This window comes from Novosphingobium sp. KN65.2 (assembly GCF_001368935.1).
GTDB classification, from domain to species: domain Bacteria; phylum Pseudomonadota; class Alphaproteobacteria; order Sphingomonadales; family Sphingomonadaceae; genus Novosphingobium; species Novosphingobium mathurense.
In genome coordinates, this window is the sequence record NZ_CCBH010000186.1 from 1 (window position 1) to 19467 (window position 19467).

General features: G+C 61.0%; 13 protein-coding genes. 8 read left to right on the top strand and 5 right to left on the bottom strand.

The genetic code is table 11. The features are described 5' to 3' along the window. Nucleotides 1–69: 69 nt before the first annotated feature. Together SPHV1_RS18915 and SPHV1_RS18920 are read right to left on the bottom strand one after the other, a co-directional pair. A complete protein-coding gene (locus SPHV1_RS18915) occupies nucleotides 70–1788 on the bottom strand; it encodes a glycoside hydrolase family 3 protein (protein ID WP_054947563.1) in 1719 nt (572 codons plus the stop codon). Next, entirely contained in the window at nucleotides 1788–4082 is a 2295-nt protein-coding gene (locus tag SPHV1_RS18920; protein WP_197277749.1) for a TonB-dependent receptor, read from the bottom strand. Before SPHV1_RS18920 ends, SPHV1_RS18915 begins: the two co-directional genes overlap by 1 nt. A 672-nt stretch (nucleotides 4083–4754) precedes the next feature. Here SPHV1_RS18920 and istA point away from each other — a divergent pair. The 6 genes from istA (at nucleotide 4755) to SPHV1_RS18950 (ending at nucleotide 13022) form a co-directional block, all read left to right on the top strand. Further along, entirely contained in the window at nucleotides 4755–6218 is a 1464-nt protein-coding gene (gene istA / locus SPHV1_RS18925; protein WP_231634749.1) for an IS21 family transposase, read from the top strand. After that, nucleotides 6215–7072, top strand: a complete 858-nt coding sequence (gene istB, locus SPHV1_RS18930) for an IS21-like element helper ATPase IstB (protein WP_054947566.1) — start codon at nucleotides 6215–6217, stop codon at nucleotides 7070–7072. Before istA ends, istB begins: the two co-directional genes overlap by 4 nt. 90 nt (nucleotides 7073–7162) lie before the next feature. Then, nucleotides 7163–8722, top strand: coding sequence for a transposase (locus tag SPHV1_RS18935; RefSeq protein ID WP_231634750.1), 1560 nt, complete (start codon nucleotides 7163–7165; stop codon nucleotides 8720–8722). A gap of 40 nt (nucleotides 8723–8762) precedes the next feature. Further along, on the top strand, nucleotides 8763–9155 hold the full coding sequence (locus tag SPHV1_RS18940; protein WP_082431068.1) for a TraR/DksA family transcriptional regulator: 393 nt from the start codon (nucleotides 8763–8765) through the stop codon (nucleotides 9153–9155). Nucleotides 9156–9468: 313 nt separating this feature from the next. Beyond that, a complete protein-coding gene (locus SPHV1_RS18945) occupies nucleotides 9469–10425 on the top strand; it encodes an alpha/beta hydrolase (protein WP_139383998.1) in 957 nt (318 codons plus the stop codon). Nucleotides 10426–10535: 110 nt separating this feature from the next. Beyond that, complete coding sequence (locus SPHV1_RS18950) at nucleotides 10536–13022, top strand: glycoside hydrolase family 9 protein (RefSeq protein ID WP_054947568.1); 2487 nt, start codon at nucleotides 10536–10538, stop codon at nucleotides 13020–13022. Nucleotides 13023–13191: 169 nt separating this feature from the next. Here the strand turns inward: SPHV1_RS18950 and SPHV1_RS18955 are convergent, their stop codons facing one another. The 3 genes from SPHV1_RS18955 to SPHV1_RS18965 form a co-directional block, all read right to left on the bottom strand. Continuing rightward, a complete protein-coding gene (locus tag SPHV1_RS18955) occupies nucleotides 13192–13461 on the bottom strand; it encodes a hypothetical protein (protein ID WP_231634751.1) in 270 nt (89 codons plus the stop codon). A gap of 308 nt (nucleotides 13462–13769) precedes the next feature. Beyond that, nucleotides 13770–14696, bottom strand: coding sequence for a mechanosensitive ion channel family protein (locus SPHV1_RS18960; protein WP_054947570.1), 927 nt, complete (start codon nucleotides 14694–14696; stop codon nucleotides 13770–13772). A 2-nt stretch (nucleotides 14697–14698) separates the two neighbouring features. Further along, nucleotides 14699–18031 carry a hypothetical protein gene (locus SPHV1_RS18965; RefSeq protein ID WP_231634752.1) on the bottom strand — a complete coding sequence of 1111 codons (3333 nt, stop codon included), beginning with the start codon at nucleotides 18029–18031 and terminating at the stop codon, nucleotides 14699–14701. 311 nt (nucleotides 18032–18342) lie between these two features. Between SPHV1_RS18965 and SPHV1_RS18970 the strand changes: the two genes are divergently transcribed. Next, nucleotides 18343–18543 carry a hypothetical protein gene (locus SPHV1_RS18970; RefSeq protein WP_231634753.1) on the top strand — a complete coding sequence of 67 codons (201 nt, stop codon included), beginning with the start codon at nucleotides 18343–18345 and terminating at the stop codon, nucleotides 18541–18543. Between the two features lie 222 nt (nucleotides 18544–18765). After that, nucleotides 18766–19329, top strand: coding sequence for a hypothetical protein (locus tag SPHV1_RS18975; RefSeq protein ID WP_054947571.1), 564 nt, complete (start codon nucleotides 18766–18768; stop codon nucleotides 19327–19329). The last annotated feature ends 138 nt before the right edge of the window (nucleotides 19330–19467 follow it).

A 19467-nucleotide genomic window follows, 5' to 3' on the forward strand; every position in this document is an offset into this window, starting at 1 on the left:
GACGGATCGAAGCCGTCGCCGCTCGAAAGAACCCGTGCGGGAGGAGAAATCTACACGGATTCCGGGTGGTCAGTATCGGGTCTGCTCAAGACCGCAGAAAGGGTCGACCGGTGATACGCCGGTAAACGCAGCCTCGCCGACAAGGCGCTCAACTACGCCCGTCTGAACGCTGTCGAGGCTGCTATAGCCGTTTACGTAGGTCGCGATCTCAGGAGCGTCATACAGATAGTAGGGCTGCCCAAGCGATATCATCAGTGTCGGTATCTCGGTATTGAAACGAAGCATCGCGCGACGCGAGCCGCCATGAAGCTTGATCCAGTCGATGTGGATCTGTGCAATGGCGGGCGTCGCCTCCTGCCCGATCAGATAGATCAGAAGATCTGTATCATCGCGTGTCGGAGGCACCTCGCTGTCAAATATCCGCACTTCGAAGCCGCGTTCGCGCAAGCCTTCAATGAAGGCTGCGCTGCTGCGGGGAAGTGCGCCGGAGACGAAGTTCCATCCCTCTTCGACCACGACCGCAATGCGCCGGTGGCGGGCAGGATCGATTGGAAGCAGCTCTTGCGTATCCTTTACCAGGGTAATGGCCTGAGCATTGGTCGCGTTGACTTGCGCCATGTTTTCAGGCTGGCGCAGAATTTTGCGTGCGTCATCCAGCGGCGGCAGCAAATCGGAGGGCTCCCGGCGATGCAGGCCAAGTCGGGCCTTGAGCGAGAGAACTTTATCGACCGCTGCCTCCAGACGCTCTTCACTGAGCAGTCCTTGCCGCAGTCCATCCAGCATCAGCCGTTTGTCGCCCGCGGCGTCGCGGCTGAACAGGAAGACATCGCAACCGTTTTCGATGACGGCAGGCACGACTTCAGCACGTTCGCACCAGGCATTGAGTCCGCCCATGGCTGTGGCGTCGGATACGATCAGGCCACGAAAGCCAAGCTCGCCGCGCAGGAAATCGAGGTTCAGGGTGCGGGATAGGGATGCCGGTTTGAAGGCCTCGCGCCCAGCATTGCCGTCGCGGGCACGGATATATTCCGGAAGGGCGATGTGTGCGCTCATCACGGCCATAACGCCAGCGTTGATCATGTTTCGGTAGATGCGCCCGAAACTGGCATCCCAATCGGCCATGGCGAGGGTATTGACCGTCGGTACGAGATGCTGGTCGCGATCGTCGATACCGTCGCCCGGCCAGTGCTTGGCGGTTGCTGCGATGCCCTGCGCCTGCAATTCTTCGATCAGGACCAATGCCTGGCCAATGATTGCGTCCACGTGCGAGCCGTAGGAGCGGGTGCCGACCACGGGGTTGCGGAAATTGACATTGACGTCGACAACCGGCGAGAAGGTCCAGTTGAACCCCATCGCCCGGCTTTCCAGCGCAATTATGCTTGCGATCCTGCGTGATTGCTCAAGGTCGTTCGCCGCCGCGAGGCCCATCTGGTTGGGCACCGGGCATGCATAGAAGTGGCTCAGGGATCCACCTTCGATATCCCCGCTGATCAGTGGCGGGATTGCCGAGCGCTCTATCGCCGCGCGCGTTGCAGCCCAGGCCCTTTCGAGATCGTGGCCGGGGAAGCGGTGAATACCGCCTACACCGAGCGCGCAGTGGCGATCGATCTCATCAATGTCGTCGTTGGTTGAGCTCAGAACGAAAAGTTGGCCCACTTTGTCCTCGGTCGACAGCTCGGCAAGCCGAGCATCGACCCAGGCCCGATCAGCGGGAGACAGCGCGAGCGGATCGACGCTGCCCCCCTGCTCGGAGTTGGGACCTTTCACGTGAACGGTCTCGCGATCCATCAGAAGCTGAACGAACCGCGCACACCCCAGTAACGATCGGCGTCACGCAATACCTGCTGATAGACGCGGCCACCGTTGAAACTGGAGGAAAAGATGTTCCCGGTGAAGTTCTTGTCGAACAGGTTTCGCACGAAGAACGCGAGCGAATACTTGCCGTCCTTGTCTTCCAGGCCGAGCTCTGCATTCACCACGGCGAACCCGTCCTGAATGGTCACGGGATTCTGGTCGAGCTGGTACTGCACCCGGGTCTGATAGGTCATGTTGGACTGCACGTAAGTGTCGAAAGGCAAACTGTCGCCCATCGGAACGTACTGCTTGACGAAGGCGGTCATGCGGAAGTCGGGCGCGTTGGGAAGGTCCCCACCGGACAGGTCCTGCGCATTGTTGACACAACCCTGATCAGCTGTCTGACCGAAGTAGCACGGGCCGTCGGTGTAGTTGTCGATCCGCGCGTCCATGAACGTACCGCCCAGCGAGATCGTGGTGAGGCTGGTGGGGCGCAGGTTGAATTCCAGTTCGATGCCCTTGGTGGAAATCGATCCGGCATTCAGCAGGTAGAACGAGATGTCGCCCGGCAGCTGCGCCTGCGCCTGGAAATTCCGGTACTTGGTATAGAACAGAGCACCGTTCACCGAGACTTTGCGATCCGCACTCTCGATCTTCATGCCCAATTCGAATGCGTTGGACGTCTCGGCGTCGACCGGCTTGTAGGTATCCTGAGATGCGAAGATCAGGTTGAAACCCTTGCCCTTGTAGCCACGAGCATAGCTTGCATAAACATTGCCCAGGCCCGCGACGTCATGACGTACGCCAACCTTGCCGACAACGCGTGTGTCATTGGTCGAGCCGTTGAAATCTGCTGCCGTGCCGGCTGCTCCGCCCAGTGCGAGGTCCCCGGGGACAAGTACGTTGGTCGGATCGCGGAAGACCGTCCAGTCAAGCTTCTCGTGGAGCAGGCGCACGCCGCCAAAAAGCTGCATCTTGTCAGTCAGGTCGATATTCGTGCTGGCAAATGCCGCAATGTTCGAATTGGTCGTGCTGCCCATGAACTGGCCGCTGCGCGATGCTGCGGTGGCTACCGTGCGACGCATGAAACCGGTGTCGGCATCCAGCTTGAATGCAAATGCGCCGAGCAGGACGTCAAAGCCGCCAAGGTCGCCCGAGACGAGGCGCAGTTCCTGGGAATATTGCTTGAGCTGGGTATTGCCGGTGTTGACGTCCCAGAGCGTGACGCCCGGGACCGGCGTGGTCAGCGGGGTGTAGTCGGTATCGCCGCGGCCCCGGAAGTTCCACTTGCGGAAGGCCGTGATCGAGACCAGCTGGAAATCGTCATTCAGTTGATATTCGACTTTGCCCGATACGCCCCATTGCTTGCTCGTGTTGGTATTGTCGGCGTTGAGATTGACTTCACGCAGGTCTGCTGAAGGCACGAGCGGGGCAAGTGCATTGGCGTAGGCCTGCGTGTTGACTGAACGCAGCGTCGGTACTGTGTCGTCACGACCGTTGCTATAATCGCCGATAAGTGTGACCGTCAGATCCGAGCTGGGCTCGAACCTGAGCTTGGCGCGCCCGCCCCAGTTGCGATAGCCGCTCAACCAGCGATCGCCTATGCCCGAGACATTGCGAATGAAGCCATCGTAATCCTTGTAGAATCCGCTGATCCGATAACCTGCGTTTTCACCGATCGGGCCGGAAATCGATCCGCGTGCCTGCCACTCGCCGCCCTCGGCGTAGCTTCCATCGAAGTGACCGGTCAGTGAGTTGCTGGGAGCTTCAGTCGTGACGGAAATCAGACCGGCAGAGGAGTTCTTCCCGAAAAGCGTCGACTGCGGCCCGCGCAGGACTTCCACACGCTGCACATCGACAAGATCCTGAAAACCCTGGCCTGAACGTGCGAGCGGCACATCGTCGATGACGACGGAAACGGCGGGCTCGGTCGCAGCCGAGAAGACGGTGGTGCCGATGCCGCGGATCGAAAGCGAGCTGTTCGACGCGTTGCTTCCCTTCGTGAAGGTCAGCGAAGGAGCGACGTTGGTGATGGATTCGACGCCACCTGCACCGACTGCGTCGAGCTGGCTGCCGGAGACGACCGAGACTGCAATCGGAACATCCTGCAGGGTCTGTTCGCGAAGGCCTGCAGTGACGATAATTTCCGCAGGCGCGGCCTGCCCGTCGATATCGCTTGCGGTTGCGGAGACATCCTGTGCGGCTGCAGCACTACCAAACGATAGCGCGATAACTAGTGCGCCCATGGAAACGGCAATGCGATTGGCTGGCGAGTAAGCCCTTGTCATACAACTCTCCCTGCTCGAACAGCCTCTATCTGAAGCTGCCATTAATAATGTAGCGCTACATCAAATCGGGCGATTGATGCCTGCGATGCGAATCTCTGTGGCAGCGATTGCTAAATGTAGCGCTAAATGTCAATAGGAACTTCGACGACGGGGCGTCGATGGCACATGGAGCCATGCTCGGCAGCGGAGATCCGCTGGCTGACGTCCGCTCTTGTGCCGTTTTAGAACTATCATCCTGTGAGGCAGCTTCATTGGCGATGAGTCTGGTGACACGTTTGACGTGGCGCAATGTCACTCGATGCTTCTGGTGCCAGATTTCGCAAATTGCGAAGTATCGTTCGGGTTCAGGAGCCCAAACAGCCGATCGCAAGGCCTGAGAACTCTCGGGCTGGTATCGGGGGTTCAATTAGACGGTCGAGAGGGAGAAAAGGTATGGCTGACATCGATACTGTCGCGCGACGATCAGGATGAGAAAGCGCGACAATCAAGATGAGAATCCGGTGTGTCGGGACCGGCGGAGGGCGTAGCCCGTAGCCGGTCCCGACACACCGGAGGCGCTCTTTGCGGAGTGCCTGTGATGGTCGTGGTGGCCGCTATGCATCGGGTTTTCCGGCGAGGAGGACCTGGCGTGTGGCCGGCCGACACATCAACGATCATCAAGTGAGACTTTTCATGACCCACAGACGTAACGATACCGTCGCCTTGGCGTCGGCCAAGGCCGGGTTCAGCCCGGCGACAGGCTATCGGGTACTTCAGGATACGCGACTGCCGTCACAGCGGGCGGCCCCGCGTAGCCGGCGCCGCCCTGATCCGTTGGCCGGTATTTTCGAGGAAGTCGTCGTGCCTATGCTGGAGGCCGCTCCCGGTCTTCGCCCTATCGCCATTTTCGAGGAACTGCGCCGCCGATATCCTGAGACCGAGTTCGGCTCCCGGCGAACCCTGGAGAGGCGTATCCGCGACTGGCGCGCCCTGAACGGTCAGGATCGGGAGATCATCTTCAGACAAGTCCACGAGCCGGGCCGGCTCGGCATGTCCGATTTTACGTGCATGAACGACCTGGAGGTTTCTATCGCCGGGGTGTCGCTGGACCACATGCTCTATCACTTTCGCCTGCCCTGCGGTGGCTTCGAGCATGCGCATGTCATCCTTGGTGGGGAGAGTTTCGTCGCCTTGGCCGAAGGGCTGCAGAACGCGCTCTGGTCGGCGGGAGGAGCGCCGAAGCTTCACCGTACCGACAGTCTGTCGGCTGCTTTCCGCAATCTCGACGCCGATACGAAGGCCGACTTGACCAGGCGCTACGATGCTCTGTGCGCCCATTACGGAATGGAGCCGACGCGCAACAACAAAGGCGTTGCTCACGAGAACGGCGCGATCGAGAGCGCCCATGGCCACCTCAAGGCCGTGGTGAAGGATGCGCTGCTACTGCGCGGAACCGCAGACTTTGCCGATCTTGCCGATTATCGCCGCTTCATCGACGAGGTCGTAACCGCGCGGAATCGACGACATGGCCCTGGCATCGATGCCGAGCGCAAGTCGCTGCAATCGCTGCCGAACGCGCGAACTACCGATTACGAGGAGATCCTGGTGACGGTGACGTCCTCGGGCGGCTTCACGCTGCGCAAGGTGTTCTACACGGTCCCCTCGCGTCTGATCGGGCATCGTCTGCGGGTACGCCTTTACGACGATCGCCTCGATGTCTTCATCGGCGGCACAAGGCTCATGACCCTGCAGCGCGGCCGCCCCGGTGCGAACGGCAAGCATGGGCATATCGTCGATTACCGGCACGTCATCCATTCCTTGCGTCGCAAGCCGATGGCACTGCTGGGGTTGGTCTATCGTGACAGCCTGTTCCCGCGCGAGCCCTATCGCCTCATGTTCGAGTACCTGCTGGAGGCTGTGGGTGAGAGGGAAGCCTGCCGCATCTCCGTCGAGCTTCTGGCCATGGCTCACGAACGGGCGTGCGAGGCTGAACTCGCACAGATCCTCGCAGAGGATCTCGCCGCACGTCGGATACCATGTCTGACCTCATTGCGGGCACGGTTCTGCCCGGACCCTGCCAATCTGCCGGAAGTCGTGGTCGAGCTGGTGCCGCTCTCGATCTACGATGGGCTGATCGAACAGGGAGAAGCCGCATGAACGCGGGTCCCATGATCGACGCTCAGCGCCTCAGCCTGATGCTCAATGAACTGCGCCTGCCTACGATCAAGCACATATGGGGGGACTTTGCCGCCCAGGCAGACAAGGAAGGCTGGCCTGCCAGCAGGTTCCTTGCGGCACTGGCCGAGCACGAGCTTGCCGAACGTGACCGGCGTCGGATCGAGCGCCATCTCGCCGAGGCCCATCTGCCGGCGGGCAAGACCCTCGACTGCTTCGCCTTTGAGGCCGTGCCGATGATCTCCAAGGCCCAGGTCATGGCGCTGTGTGCCGGCGATGGCTGGCTCGAACAGGGGGCCAATCTCATCCTGTTCGGCCCACCGGGCGGAGGCAAAAGCCATCTGGCGGCAGCGATCGGCCTCGCATTGGTGGAGAATGGTTGGCGAGCCCTGTTCGCCCGAACCTCCGACCTCGTCCAACGCCTGCAGGTCGCTCGGCGCGAACTCACGCTCGAATCCGCCATCTCCAAGCTCGACAAGTATCACTTGCTCATCCTCGATGATTTTGCGTACGTCTCGCGAGACCAGGCAGAAACCTCGGTACTCTTCGAACTGATCAGCGCACGCTACGAACGCAAATCGCTGCTCATCACCGCAAACCAGCCATTTGGGGAATGGAACCGTGTCTTCCCGGACCCTGCAATGACGCTCGCAGCGGTCGATAGGCTCGTCCACCACGCTACCATCTTCGAGATGAACGTCGAAAGTTACCGCCGGCGAACCGCACAGGCCCGACGCACGGGCGCCGGAAGGCCGGCTGCCTACACCACTCCCAAAGTCCTCGAGACCATCCGCGACAATCAGGATGAGAACGAGGCTCTTGCCAGCGACAATTAAAAGCCGCATTGCCTCGCCAGAAATGCTCCTTTGAATTGAGTGTTGCCTCATCAGAAATGTTCCCGAGCCAGCGGCGTCGGGAGAATCAAAATGAGGAAGGTGAGCATGGCAACACGGGAGGAGTTGATCTCGGCGGTCCGAGATCGATATCGGTCAGCAGGGCGCAGGGAAAAGAGCCGCATACTCGATGAATTTGTCCGGATCACAGGCTATTGCCGCAAGCATGGGATGCGCCTGATGCGATCAGAACGGGCCACGCGCCAAAGCTCTCGTCTTGGTCGACGCCTTTACAATGATGCGGTCCGCGAGGCGCTGACGGTGCTGTGGGAGGCCTCCGACCGGATCTGTTCGAAACGATTGAAGGTGATGATACCGATTTTGGTGCGCGCGATGGAACGCAGCGGCCATCTTGAGCTCGACAGTGAAGTGAAAGAGCGACTGCTGCAGATGAGCCCGGCGACGATCGACCGCGCCTTGAAGGAAATCCGCGCGACGGCGACAGGCGCCCCGCGGCGCCGGATTGCCGGGCAATCCGCCCTACGGCGTAGTATCCCGATCCGGACATTCGATGACTGGGACGATCCGGCGCCCGGCCATTTTGAGGCAGATCTGGTCTCGCACAGCGGGCCAGTGGCGAAAGGGAGCTTTGCACAAACGCTGGTTTTGACGGATATCGCGACGGGCTGGACCGAATGCGCGCCACTGTTGTTCCGCGAGCAGAATTTACTGGTGGCGGTGCTCAACGAATTGCGCGGACAGCTGCCAATGGCGGTACTTGGCTTCGACACCGACAATGACAGCGTCTTTCTCAACCCGACGGTGCGCGACTGGTGCGCGGCGAATTCGATCACCTTCACCCGTTGCCGACCCTACCGTAAGAACGATCAGGCTTGGGTCGAACAGAAAAATGGGGCCATTGTGCGCCGCATAGTCGGTTATCGCCGCTTCGAGGGCATCGCGGCGACCAGCGTGCTGGCCGAACTCTATGCTTTGCAACGGTTTTACGGGAACTTCTTCCAGCCATCCTTCAAGTTGGCGGAAAAGCACCGCGACGGCGCGAAGGTGACGAAACGATATCACAAACCGGCGACGCCGGCCCAACGCCTGATCGATGATCCCAGGACGACCGATGCGGTTCGTTCCCAGCTCGTCGAGACACTGGAACGCCTCGATCCCGTGAAGTTGCTGCGCCAAATCCGCGACTGTCAGGAGCGGCTTGTCGTTCTGGCCGACAAGCCCGGCGAGGCCGTAGTGGCGAATGACACAACGCTCGATCAGTTCTTTGCGGGCTTGCGGACTGCTTGGCAAGTCGGGGAAGCAAGACCAACGGCTCGCGCAAAACCGCAACCCAAGCGCACCCGGCGCCGACCGGACCCGGTGGTGGCGGTCACAGATCAGCTCCAGGCCTGGTATCGGGCCGAGCCATGGCGGACAGGGCGCGAACTTATGGAACGCTTGCAGCAGGAGTACCCTGGCCAATATCCAGACAAGCTTTTGCGGACCATTCAGCGCCGTCTCAAGATATGGCGAGCCGAAGAAGCACAACGCCTGGTCTTCGGTCCCCGGAGCGAGGCCGGCGAAATTTTTGCAAATGTGGGGGGAGAGCCGGCTGCGCTACGCTTCGCCGGCTCTCCCCCCACATGTCCTTGATCTAGCTTGTGGAATACAAATCCGCTAAGGGAACATTCCGATGAGGCAACTGGACCATCGGTCGGGAACATCTCTCGGTGAGGCAACACGAATCCTCATCCAGTTTGTCGCGCTACACGATACGGCGAAACGGAAGCTTGAGGCGCGACTTGTCGAGCTGAACGCCAGGATGAAGCATCTGCAGGACGATCTGTCCGAACCGCTCGATCCCGACTTCGCTGAGGCTGCTGTTGAACGGGAAGACGATGCCTCGCTTGAAGGTCAGGCTTCATTGGTCAGCAGGGAACTGGGTTCGGTGAACCGAGCACTCGATCGTATTGCGGATGGCACTTACGGTCTGTGCGTGAAGTGCGGCGGGGAAATCTCATCCGACCGTTTGATGGCAAGGCCCGAAGCTGCCCTTTGCATCGATTGTGCGAAGCAGGCGAGCTAGGCCCATCTGGCAGAACGTTCGCAAGCCATGATAGCGTTATTCACATGCGATCCTTTTTAGGCCCCGGCGTATTGTCCTGATCCTTCGCTTCTGCGTGCAGGAAAGCGCGAGGGCTGATTGTCGATTTTGGCTAAACTCGAGATGATCCTGGCCAATATCGGCCTATGACGTAACTCATAGTGCCTCCAGTTCAGTCCGGCTGATCCCTCTTCAGCCCCATTTCGCTCGTTTGACGTTAGTGCATTGCCTTCTGGTAGCGCTACCTTTAGCGTGGCAAAAAATGACACGTGGGAGAGCGCTAATGATTCGCCTGATGCGCATGACATCGAACCTGACTTTGACGCGGCCAATCCTGGCACCGCTTGCGGCTTGCGGGCTTGCTGCCGGCTTTGCCGTTGCAGCACCGGCACTGGCACAATCCGACAAGATGGTTTCCATCGCGACGCCCGCACAAGGCGACGCCATAAAGCTTGGTACTGGCGAACTGCCCGGGGCAACGGCGCGGGAATCGTGGCACAGCCAGTACAACAGCGTCTTTGCGCGCAACGTCACCGAAGCTACGCTCACACCTTTCCTGCCCGATCCTGCCAAGGCGACCGGCACGGCGGTCATCGTTGCCCCAGGAGGGGGGTTTCGCACGCTGTCGATGGAGAATGAAGGCTGGGACGTGGCTCGCGCTCTTGCGGCGAAAGGCGTTGCGGCATTCGTCCTGAAATATCGGCTAAACCAGACGCCGCCCAGACTCGCTGATTTCGAACGTTCGTCTGCTGACATGACCGCCCCGCGGGGTCCGGCGCCTCGGCCAGACCTGGAAGCCATGATGGCCAACCTCGGAACGCAGATAGCAGATGCACGCGCCGCCTTTGCCCTTGTGCGCAAGCGCTCCGAAGAATGGCATGTAGATCCCGATCGTATCGGCATGGTCGGCTTTTCCGCCGGCGCCATGTTGACCATGGCCACGACCCTGGCCGGGCAGGATGCGAAGCCGGCCTTTATCGGAAACATCTATGGGCCGCTTGCTCCTGCAACAGTCCCGGCCGATGCACCCCCATTGTTCGTGGCCCTTGCCGCCGATGATCCGCTGTTCGGGAATAGCGGTTTCGGACTGATCGAAAGCTGGCGGGCAGCCAGGCGTCCGGTCGAGTTCCACCTTTTCGAACAGGGCGGGCACGGCTTCGGCATGTACCAGAAGCCGACGACCAGCACTGGCTGGTTCGATGAATTCGCTCGCTGGATGGGAATGCACGGCCTTCTGAAGCCGAGCCACTAAGCCAGCCTGACTTTCTGTTGCCAATGCGCGGCGGTGCCGTGCCGATCGAGAGTCGCTTGGCGACTCTCGGCTTGATTAATTGTGCCTGAGATTTTCCAGAGGAGATTGGGATGAAGAGGATTGTAAGTGCGTTGTTGGCCTCCGCGACGATTATGGTCAGTCCGATCGCGACCCATGGTCAGGCGCTGACGGTTACGCCTGCCCAAACTCTCGAGGCGCAAGGAATAACGGTCATCGTCGATCAGAACCAGTTCAGTCCGATCTTCTTCGATGAAAAGAATGCGGGCATCCAGATCGTCCTGCATGGCGAGCGGATCGCTACGGACGGCGCGGTGCGGCTTGATGCAACCCCGGAGCAATGGGCCCCGGTGCCTGCCTTCCTCGGCAGGACTATGGGCACATCGCCCAACCAGGTTCTCGTGCGCTCGGAATACAAGGACGTGAACCTCAGTTACAGCGTCAAGGTTACGGCCGAAGGCGACGGCTTTCGGATTGCCGTCGATCTCGACAAACCCCTGCCGCCAGGCCTGGCGGGCAAGGCTGGCTTCAATCTGGATTTCCTGCCCACCGCCTATTTCGGCAAGACCTTCATGATGGGGCAAGCGCCGGGTCTTTTCCCGCGCCATCCGACCGGTCCGATGGCCAAGGATGGGTCAGGCGATCCTCTGCCGCTTGCAGAAGGTGCCAACGCGATCACGCTGTCACCGGAAGACCCGATGACGCGGGTGTCGATCACTTCGGATACGGCACCGCTGAAGCTCTACGATGCCCGCAACCGAGCCCAGAACGGCTGGTTCGTGGTGCGTTCGCTGATACCGGCGGGGGCCAAGGAGAATGCGATTGTCTGGCATGTCCGGCCGAATGTTGTGAAGGGCTGGGTGCGCCAGCCGGTCGTCTCCTTCAACCAGGCTGGCTATACCCCCGGTCGGCCCAAGGTCGCGTTGATCGAGCTCGATCCCAATTTCAAGGCTCCGGCAGAGGCCGAACTGGTCAAGCTGTCACCCGATGGCAGCCAAGTGCCGGTGCTGCGTGCCAGAACGCAATCGCGCGGTCGCTGGATGCGCTATAACTACGCATCCTTCGATTTTTCCAGCGTTCGTGAGCCGGGGATCTACGCGATCTCCTATGCCGGTCAGACGACAAATCCATTCCGCATTTCCGCCGATGCTTACGATCGCATCTGGCAGACGTCACTCGATACATTCCTTGCCGAGCAGATGGATCATGTCGGTATTCGAGAGCAGTATCGCGTGTGGTCATCCCCCTCGCATCTTGACGATGCACGGCAGGCCCCGCCGAACATCGTGCATTTCGATGGCTACAAGATGGGAGCCGATCTGGATTCCCCGTTCAAGGCAGGAGAACATATTCCCGGCCTTGCGGTGGGCGGATGGCAGGATGCCGGTGACTACGACATCCAGACACCCCAGAACGCATCTGTGGTTCGCGATCTGGTCTGGGCACGCGAACTTTTCGGACTCGACTGGGACGAGACGAGCGTCGACGAAAAGGCGCGTGCGGTTGAGATCCGCAAGCCGGATGGCATTGAGGATTCCATCCAGCAGATCCGTCATGGAACCTTGCAGTTGCTCGCGCAGTACAAGGTGTTCGGACACGCCATCGTAGGCATCATCGATCCGACGCTGCGGCAATATGCGCATCTCGGCGATGCCGGATCGCAAACTGACGGCCTTGTCTACGATGCAAGTCTGCAACCGACCGAGAGAAAGGGTGCCGCATCTGGGGCACAGGACGATCGCTGGGCTTTCACGACCGACTTGCCGGCCAACAACCTGATTGTCGCCGCTGCCTTGGCCGGCTCCAGTCGGGCGCTATCCGACAGCGATCCGGCAATGGCGGGCGAGGCACTCGCGGCAGCCAAGGCCCTGTGGGCCAAGCAGCAAACCGGAGATATCAAGCCGGGTGATGGGCGCGACGATTCATCCTCGCCTCGATCGGCGCAAGTCGCCAATGTCGCGGCCACGGTAGAGCTACTGATCACGACCAAGGGAGAAAAGCTCTATGCAGACCGGCTTCGGCAGCTGCTGCCCGTTATTCAGCAGAGCTTCGATTGGATCGGTGACGCAGCCGTTCGCGCGATTCCCTTCATGGATGCCGGCTACCGCAAGCAATTGGTGCCGTCAGTGCGCAAGATGAAAGCCAAGGTCGATGCCGATCTGGCGAAAAATCCCTTCGGTGTGCCGATCAGCGAAGGGTCGTGGGCCGGTTCCAATCAGGTCGTCAGCTTCGGTACAACGATGTATCTGCTGCATGAGCAGTTCCCAGAGATTGTCGGAACCGACTATACGCTTGCTGCAATCGACTATGTACTGGGTCGGCACCCTGCCAATAATCTGTCGCTCGTCTCAACTGTCGGCACCGCGTCAAAGCTGATCGGCTACGGGCATAATCGCGCGGACTACAGCTTTATCCCCGGCGGACTCGTACCCGGCGTGCTCGTTGTAAAACCTGACTTTCCGGAAGCGAAGACCGATTGGCCGTTCCTCTGGTTCGAAAACGAATACACGGTCAGCACAACTTCCGCCTATATTCTAGCCGCGCGGGCCGCCATGGCTGCGGCCGCGGAGGCCAAGTGACCACGTCGGAAGGCAGAATCTTCAGCTGACCGATAATAGAAGGTGGCAATTAAATATGGCGTGCCTGCCCGGACTGACATGCGCCGCGTTGCGCTGCGCAATCCGGGCAGGACAACCCCGATTTGTCGGCGCTGCCGCAATTCGGGATCCGAAAACATCCTTGCGGACCTTACTGGGTATCGCCGATCTTCGTTTCGCTCGGTGCGATCTCGCCGTTGTCGTCGATCTTGTTGGCGGCTTCTTCGCCCTGTTCCTCGACCCTGTCGGCCTTGTTCTCAAGAGCCTCTTCCTGCGCTTCGGTGGTGGCGTTATCGGCCATTTCGTCCAGCTGATCCGCGCGGTTTTCCGCCGCATCCTCGACGTTGTCGGCCTTCTCGCTCTGGCAAGCAGCCAGAGCCAGCAATGCGGCCGGTCCTGCCAGATAGATAAACTTCTTCATCATAAGTCTCCCGACGATCAGTCTTACGTGCTCGACATTGTTGTTTGCAGCAGGATGAGCCGTCAGCTCAGGGCCCGCATGACCGAAGTCGTCGCCACTCTTCGCGTCTTGCAAGGGGAGGTGACGACGACCTGAAGACACAACAGGCGATATTCGGAAAAGTTCCGTTCCTGCATTTCGACGAATTTATGAACACTTTTGAACATAGCGAAATAAAAGGCCGAATTTCGGGCTGCGGAGTGGTGGATTGTCAATCCGGAAACTTCGGCTCAACCTGTATAAAGGCCGCATCGTCGTGACGGCGGCGTCTATATTGTCTCTGCTTTGGTCGAATGCTTCGCTCCATGATCCGGTAGGGGCACAGCGCCGGGAACCACGATCCCCTCAGCTTCAAAAGCGCGCAGAACCCGCAGATTGACGTCGGATTCAAACGCCTTCTCGAAGCGGGTATCGAGAACATAGGCCTTGAGGCGCAAGCGCACGCCCACCAGATAGTCCGATACCCACTGCTTCACGAGCACCGTTACCGGTTTGGCGAGAAAGACGAAGCGGCTCGACAGCGCGGCTTCGTTGACGATTTCGTATGCGCGATCGATGTCCTGGCCGGGGGCGATGTAAAAATCCATCACCACCTGCATGTCGAGCGCGCCATAATTGCCAGAGGACGTGATCTCGCTCAGGAATTTGCTGTTGGGGATCGTGATGGTGTTGTCGTCGAGTGTCTGCATCCGCACGGAGCGCAGGCCGATTGCGGTGATGTCGCCGTACTCGCCACCGAAGGACACGCGATCGCCCACCTGGAACGGGCGGTCGAGCATGACGATCACGCCGGCAATGAAAGAGGCGACGAGGTCCTTCATTGCAAAGCCCACGGCGACCGCGATCGTGCCGCCGATGACGGCAAGCGTCGTCTCGTCGAAGCGGAACGAGAGCAGGAGGACGAGAACCGTCGTCGCCACGTAAATGACGAACTGGCCCAGCGTGTTGATCTTCTGCAGGGTCAGGCGGCGCGAGGAAAATTCGTTGCTGAAAGCAGAGACGAAGCGCGAAAGCAGGCGCAGCAGAGCCCAGGCACCACCGATCACGAAGAGCGAGGTGATGGCACCGCTCCAGCGCACGATATCCGCCAGCTTGCTGATCGTATCGGCGTCGATCTCTGCCTGCGCATGGGCCGCGCTGGCCGGCATGATCATGCCGCCGACCAGATAGAGGAGCCGTCCGAGGCGTCCAGACATCTTCATTTGATCCCTCGCACCGTCAGGTTCTGCCGCAGGAGCAGCCGCGTTGCTTCCATCCACCAGTGCAGGGTGATCTGGTAATAACTTGCAACGGGCGCGATGACTCCGAGGAGTTGCAGGCTCCTCAGGGCATCGGTAACGATCGATGTGGAAAGGTCCGTGCTGGCCTGGATCGACGGGACATCGGCCATGTCCATGCGCATGATTGCGCGCAGCACGAACAGCGAGGGCAGCGGCAGGGCCGCCAACCTGTCCACCGCCGGAGCATCGAACGTGCGCACGACGACCCTCTGGTCAAGGCCGTCGACGAACAGCGACTGTCGCCAGTAGTCGAGGGCGATGGCCGGATTCCCGTTCACATATTCGGCCAGCCGATCGAAGTAGCCGCGCTTCTTGCGCTCCTCGACGGTCAGGTCCTCGCCGAGTTCGAAGACACCGTCGTCGATCATGGCGGAAAAGTCCGGCTGCAGGCCGACCTGCGCGGTCCGTCGCTCGATCAGGGCGCGCAGGTCCGCGGACGACCAGTGCGGCAACCGGATCACGGCATCGAAAAGGACGCGATCGATCCGGGCGCGCTGCAGGAAGCTCCAGGCATCCTCGCCGATGGTGAAGGCCCAGCGGCAGTTGATCCCGCTCGACCGGGCCATGGCGATCAGCGTGTCGATGGCGGCAAGCCCGCCGATCGCGGGAATCACCAGCCGCTGCAGGTCATCTACGGTAATCAGGCAAGGAGCGTCTGCGCGCGCCAGCCAGCCGGACAGTTCGGCGGGATCGGAAGATTTCACTCCGGTGCCGAGCGCTGCGTGAAGGTCGCGCAGAAGCGCCCCCAAGTCGGGCGAGCCAACCGACAGGCGAACGACCTTGCCGCAATCTTCGTATTGCCCGGAAAGGTCTCGCAGAAACGATGACTTGCCCAGCCCGCGCTCCCCGACGACGAGGGTGACCGTGCCGGGCTGCAGCTCGGGCAAGGCGAGCCCGCCCGGTCGATCCTTGCCGGTGCGGAATTCGATCGGCAGGCGATGGGGATCAAGGCACTCGAGAACTTCGGGCGAGGGGCGGTGGAAGCGCCCGCTGGCCTTGTCTTCTGCCACCTGCCGGGCGGCCTGGATCCGGGCACGTTGTTCGAAAAGTTCGCGAACCAGTGCCAGGTCGCGCATGCGGCGCGCGATGATGGAGCGCAGGCCACGCAGCAGGAGCAGGGCGCCAGCGGCGATGCGCCCGAGCAGACCGGTAAAGCCGCCCGGGTCGTGCGAGACCCAGTCCAGCAGGGAACTGTCCCGCGCTTCGGCTTGCGCAAGAGCGACGATCCGGGCTCGCCACCAGTTCGTCAGCAGGACAACGATTGCAGGCGCCAGAAGCAGGGCAAGGGTGAAGACCCAGTTGTACATTGCGCCCTTGCCGACGCTGGCGCTGGTGAGGTTGAGCAGCAGGCCCACGGCGAGCAGGCTGCCGGCGATCAGCCTCAGCGAATTCCACCGAAGCGTAGCGCGTGGATCGTCCCGCCCGCGACCGCGCGCGAGTTGGTCGACGAGATTGACGACGAGGACGGTCGTCAGCGACCAGAACAGGACGATCCAGATAAAGGAGAGTCCCGGTATCACGAGATCATCGGGCAGGAGCCACCGGAAGAGGATGGTCAGCACCAACCAGTCGAGCGGCTTGCGAACGCGGCGCCAGTATTCGAAGAACCCGGCTTGCAGGCTGCTCGCAAGCGTGCGGGGGCGCTTCGCTTGCGCCTCGGCCTGAGCGCGCCGCAGCATCGGGTCGCCGTTGCGACGCCACCAGCTGAAGACGAGAGCGATGGCGAAGAGGCGCAGCAATGCCAGCACGAATTCGGGGGTGGGCCGCTGGAACGGTTGGGAGACCTGCCCCAGCGTCTGGCGCCAGGACTGCAGGTTGAAGCGCAGTTCGAGCACGATCTCCGAGATTTCCCGGCGGACCTGAGCCACGCCCTCCGCGCCGAAACCGGTCACTTGCGCGCGCTTGGAAGCGCTTAGGGACGACAGGAGCGCGAGGCGTTCGCCATTGAGCAGGACCATCGCATCGTTCAGCGCACGGCGCTTCGCCCAAAGCTCTTCGCCGTAGGAGGCACGAAGCAGCACTGCGGAGCGCGCCAATTCGGCCTTCTGTGTGTGCAACTGCCGGGTTGCCGGAAGATCCTGAGGGAGCGCGGGGTCGAGCGATCCGGGCTCCAATGCGCGGTCCCGCCCGTTCTCGCTGGTGTCGAGCGCCCGGCGCAGTTCCTGTCGGATGCGGGTCAATTCCGGCACGAGTTCGGCATAGATCGAATCTGCCTGAAGCTCGCGGCCCTGACCCTTCTCTCCCAGTTCCTGGATGCGGCGGCGCCAGCTCAGGGCGGATTCGAGAATGCTGTCCGGTTCGGCCTTGGCTCTGGCCAGCTGGGCACGGAATGCGGCCTGAACGCTCTTCGTCCGCAGCAGCCGCGCCTGTTCGTTGGCGATGAGGCGCTCCTGCTCGCTCGCGGCATTGTGGGCCGCCCGGGCGGCGTCGCTGAGCTGCGACTTGGCCACATCGAGCAGGGCATCCGCGCTGGCGATTTCGTCGGCCGTGCCCGAACTGACTCCCGATGCGGCCTCCAGCTGGGCCAACGTTGCGGGCTGCAATTGCAGCACTTCGGATTTTGCCGCGGCGATCTGCTTGCGCAGCCAGGCGACCCTCTCATCGATCGGGGCATCAGCGGCAGGTTCGGGGCCGGGGGAGGGCGCCTGGCCGGTCAATGTCTCGAGCCGCTTGCTGTCGATCCCTGCGCTACCGTTACTGATCAGGCCCAGCTTGAGGACGGCAGAGGGGGCAGGCTTGCCCGCCAGGAAGTCCTGCAGGCCCTGCAGCTCGCGCTGCAGCCGTGCCAGTTCCTGCGCTGCCGCCTCATTGGTCTTCTGCTTTGCGCGATAGCTGTCATAGCGCTTGCGTTGGGCCTCCAGCAGCCGTTCACGCTCCGTTTGCGGCAGGCGCAGGAAGGCGGCTTGTGCCAGCGCAAGCTTTGCCTGATCGGCGGCAAGGGTCTTGAGGTGCGAAGGATCGGCTTTCGCCTGCGCATAGAAGGAGCCATCCGTCACCAGCTGCGCAACGGCATGGGCACTGGCTGCATCGCTGCTCGTGAGCGAGAAGGAGAAGAGGTTGGCGACATCGACATCGGGATCGAGTCGCCCGGCCATCAGGTCTTGGATCTGTTGTGCCTTGCCAGCTGCATCCGACGTTTTTTGCCGCCCGGCAATGCTTGCAGCCTGCTGCTGTCCCGCGGCCAATTCGGGAAGCAGGAGGAGGCAGGCCATAAGGCCGATCAGGCATAGCTTGATAAGTCGCAGCACCATGTCAGCCCCGGCCCCGCATCCCCCTTGCTGAGCGCAATAGTCTATCCGATCCCCCGCGAAAGTGCATGTCTCGCAGCAGGTGAGGAATTCAGCGATCAGTGCTTAGCAAAGCTCCGGAAAATAGCAAAATTCGAGCCGGGGCGGAGTTTATCGGGCGTTCCTCGGGCCTGCGCGACGACAAAGTCAGTTGGCTGCTATCGCGGCCCAATCATTTTGCCGCTCGTCGTACACAGCACATACCAACGCTGCTTCCGGGCCGATATCTTATGCTATGTATCCGCCCGCGAGTCCCGCAGCATGGAGGAGAGACCATGGCAACCTATACGCTGAGATTTTCGGATGACGGTCGAGGGCTGGACAAGAAGATCGAGTTTCAGGCCGAAGATGCCAGCGGCGCGTTGATCGTGGCCTATTCGGAAGCGCCCCATCGCAATGCCGAGTTGTGGGAAGGGGCGCGAAAGCTCTGCACGATCCGCCGTGACACGGCGCAGGTCTGGCGCATCGGCGCCTGACGGCGCGCCACATTTTCTGAGAAGCGACTACGGGCCCGCCACGTGCGGGTACGGCATGCGTACGCGTGTCTTGGTTTCACGAGGGGCGTCCTGTTCGCGCCGCGATGGACCGATGTCGGCACGTCCCGCGCGGTTCTCGTCCAATCTCAATCGGGCTTCCTCAACGAAGCGCCAAGCGACTATGCGCCTTGTCCGGGGCATGGACGAAGTGGAGACAAGATCGTGAGTACCTGCCCGACACGAAGCGGCGAGAGTGAGCTGGCCGACGCCCAAGCAGACCTGAAAACGGAGGCCTTGCGCAAGGACCTGCGTCTCGGCCTGCAACTGTGCCGCGCCAATACGCTATCGCTCACCCGTCTGCAGCTTGCGCTCAAGAGCGGTGACAGGCGCAGTACGCTTGAAGCGATCGATCGGCTCCACGCGCTCGATACGCAGATGGGCAGGCTCGTGCGGCAGGTGCCGGGCCATGCCAATGACGATCCGGAAATGCAGGCGCTGGCGCGCCACGTCGACGAGCAGAACATGGCGATCGCCTTCGAGAAGCTCGCACTGGTCAGCGCGGTAAGCGGGCCCAACCTCGTATCGCGCCACCCTGCGTGGAATGGCGGCCGGGAAACTTCGGAAGACTTCCCCGATCTGCCGGATCCTGGCGAACGGCTGCCGGATTTGCCCGACCATCTGATCGTTGTCGACGAATTGCCCTATCGTAAATGGCTGGGCGTCCTGCTTGGCCTGCTCGTCTTCATGGCCATCGCCTTTGCGGCGGTCTTCGCGCTGACGGGATAAGGCGCAGCGCGAAGATCCTGTCCGTTCTGTTCGCGAAATATGACAAAGATGCGCGTCGGACAAACCATGTAATTCAAGCGTTGCGAAGCTTTGTCATCGACATGAAAGGCGAGCTATATGGCTCGCCGAACATGACAG

What these genes read in the sequence shown, in the direction of transcription:
- SPHV1_RS18915 (WP_054947563.1), bottom strand. Translation starts at nt 1,788, where the DNA reads ATGGATCGCGAGACCGTTCACGTGAAAGGTCCCAACTCCGAGCAGGGG.
- SPHV1_RS18920 (WP_197277749.1), bottom strand. Translation starts at nt 4,082, where the DNA reads ATGACAAGGGCTTACTCGCCAGCCAATCGCATTGCCGTTTCCATGGGC.
- istA (WP_231634749.1), top strand. Translation starts at nt 4,755, where the DNA reads ATGACCCACAGACGTAACGATACCGTCGCCTTGGCGTCGGCCAAGGCC.
- istB (WP_054947566.1), top strand. Translation starts at nt 6,215, where the DNA reads ATGAACGCGGGTCCCATGATCGACGCTCAGCGCCTCAGCCTGATGCTC.
- SPHV1_RS18935 (WP_231634750.1), top strand. Translation starts at nt 7,163, where the DNA reads ATGAGGAAGGTGAGCATGGCAACACGGGAGGAGTTGATCTCGGCGGTC.
- SPHV1_RS18940 (WP_082431068.1), top strand. Translation starts at nt 8,763, where the DNA reads ATGAGGCAACTGGACCATCGGTCGGGAACATCTCTCGGTGAGGCAACA.
- SPHV1_RS18945 (WP_139383998.1), top strand. Translation starts at nt 9,469, where the DNA reads ATGCGCATGACATCGAACCTGACTTTGACGCGGCCAATCCTGGCACCG.
- SPHV1_RS18950 (WP_054947568.1), top strand. Translation starts at nt 10,536, where the DNA reads ATGAAGAGGATTGTAAGTGCGTTGTTGGCCTCCGCGACGATTATGGTC.
- SPHV1_RS18955 (WP_231634751.1), bottom strand. Translation starts at nt 13,461, where the DNA reads ATGAAGAAGTTTATCTATCTGGCAGGACCGGCCGCATTGCTGGCTCTG.
- SPHV1_RS18960 (WP_054947570.1), bottom strand. Translation starts at nt 14,696, where the DNA reads ATGTCTGGACGCCTCGGACGGCTCCTCTATCTGGTCGGCGGCATGATC.
- SPHV1_RS18965 (WP_231634752.1), bottom strand. Translation starts at nt 18,031, where the DNA reads ATGGTGCTGCGACTTATCAAGCTATGCCTGATCGGCCTTATGGCCTGC.
- SPHV1_RS18970 (WP_231634753.1), top strand. Translation starts at nt 18,343, where the DNA reads ATGGCAACCTATACGCTGAGATTTTCGGATGACGGTCGAGGGCTGGAC.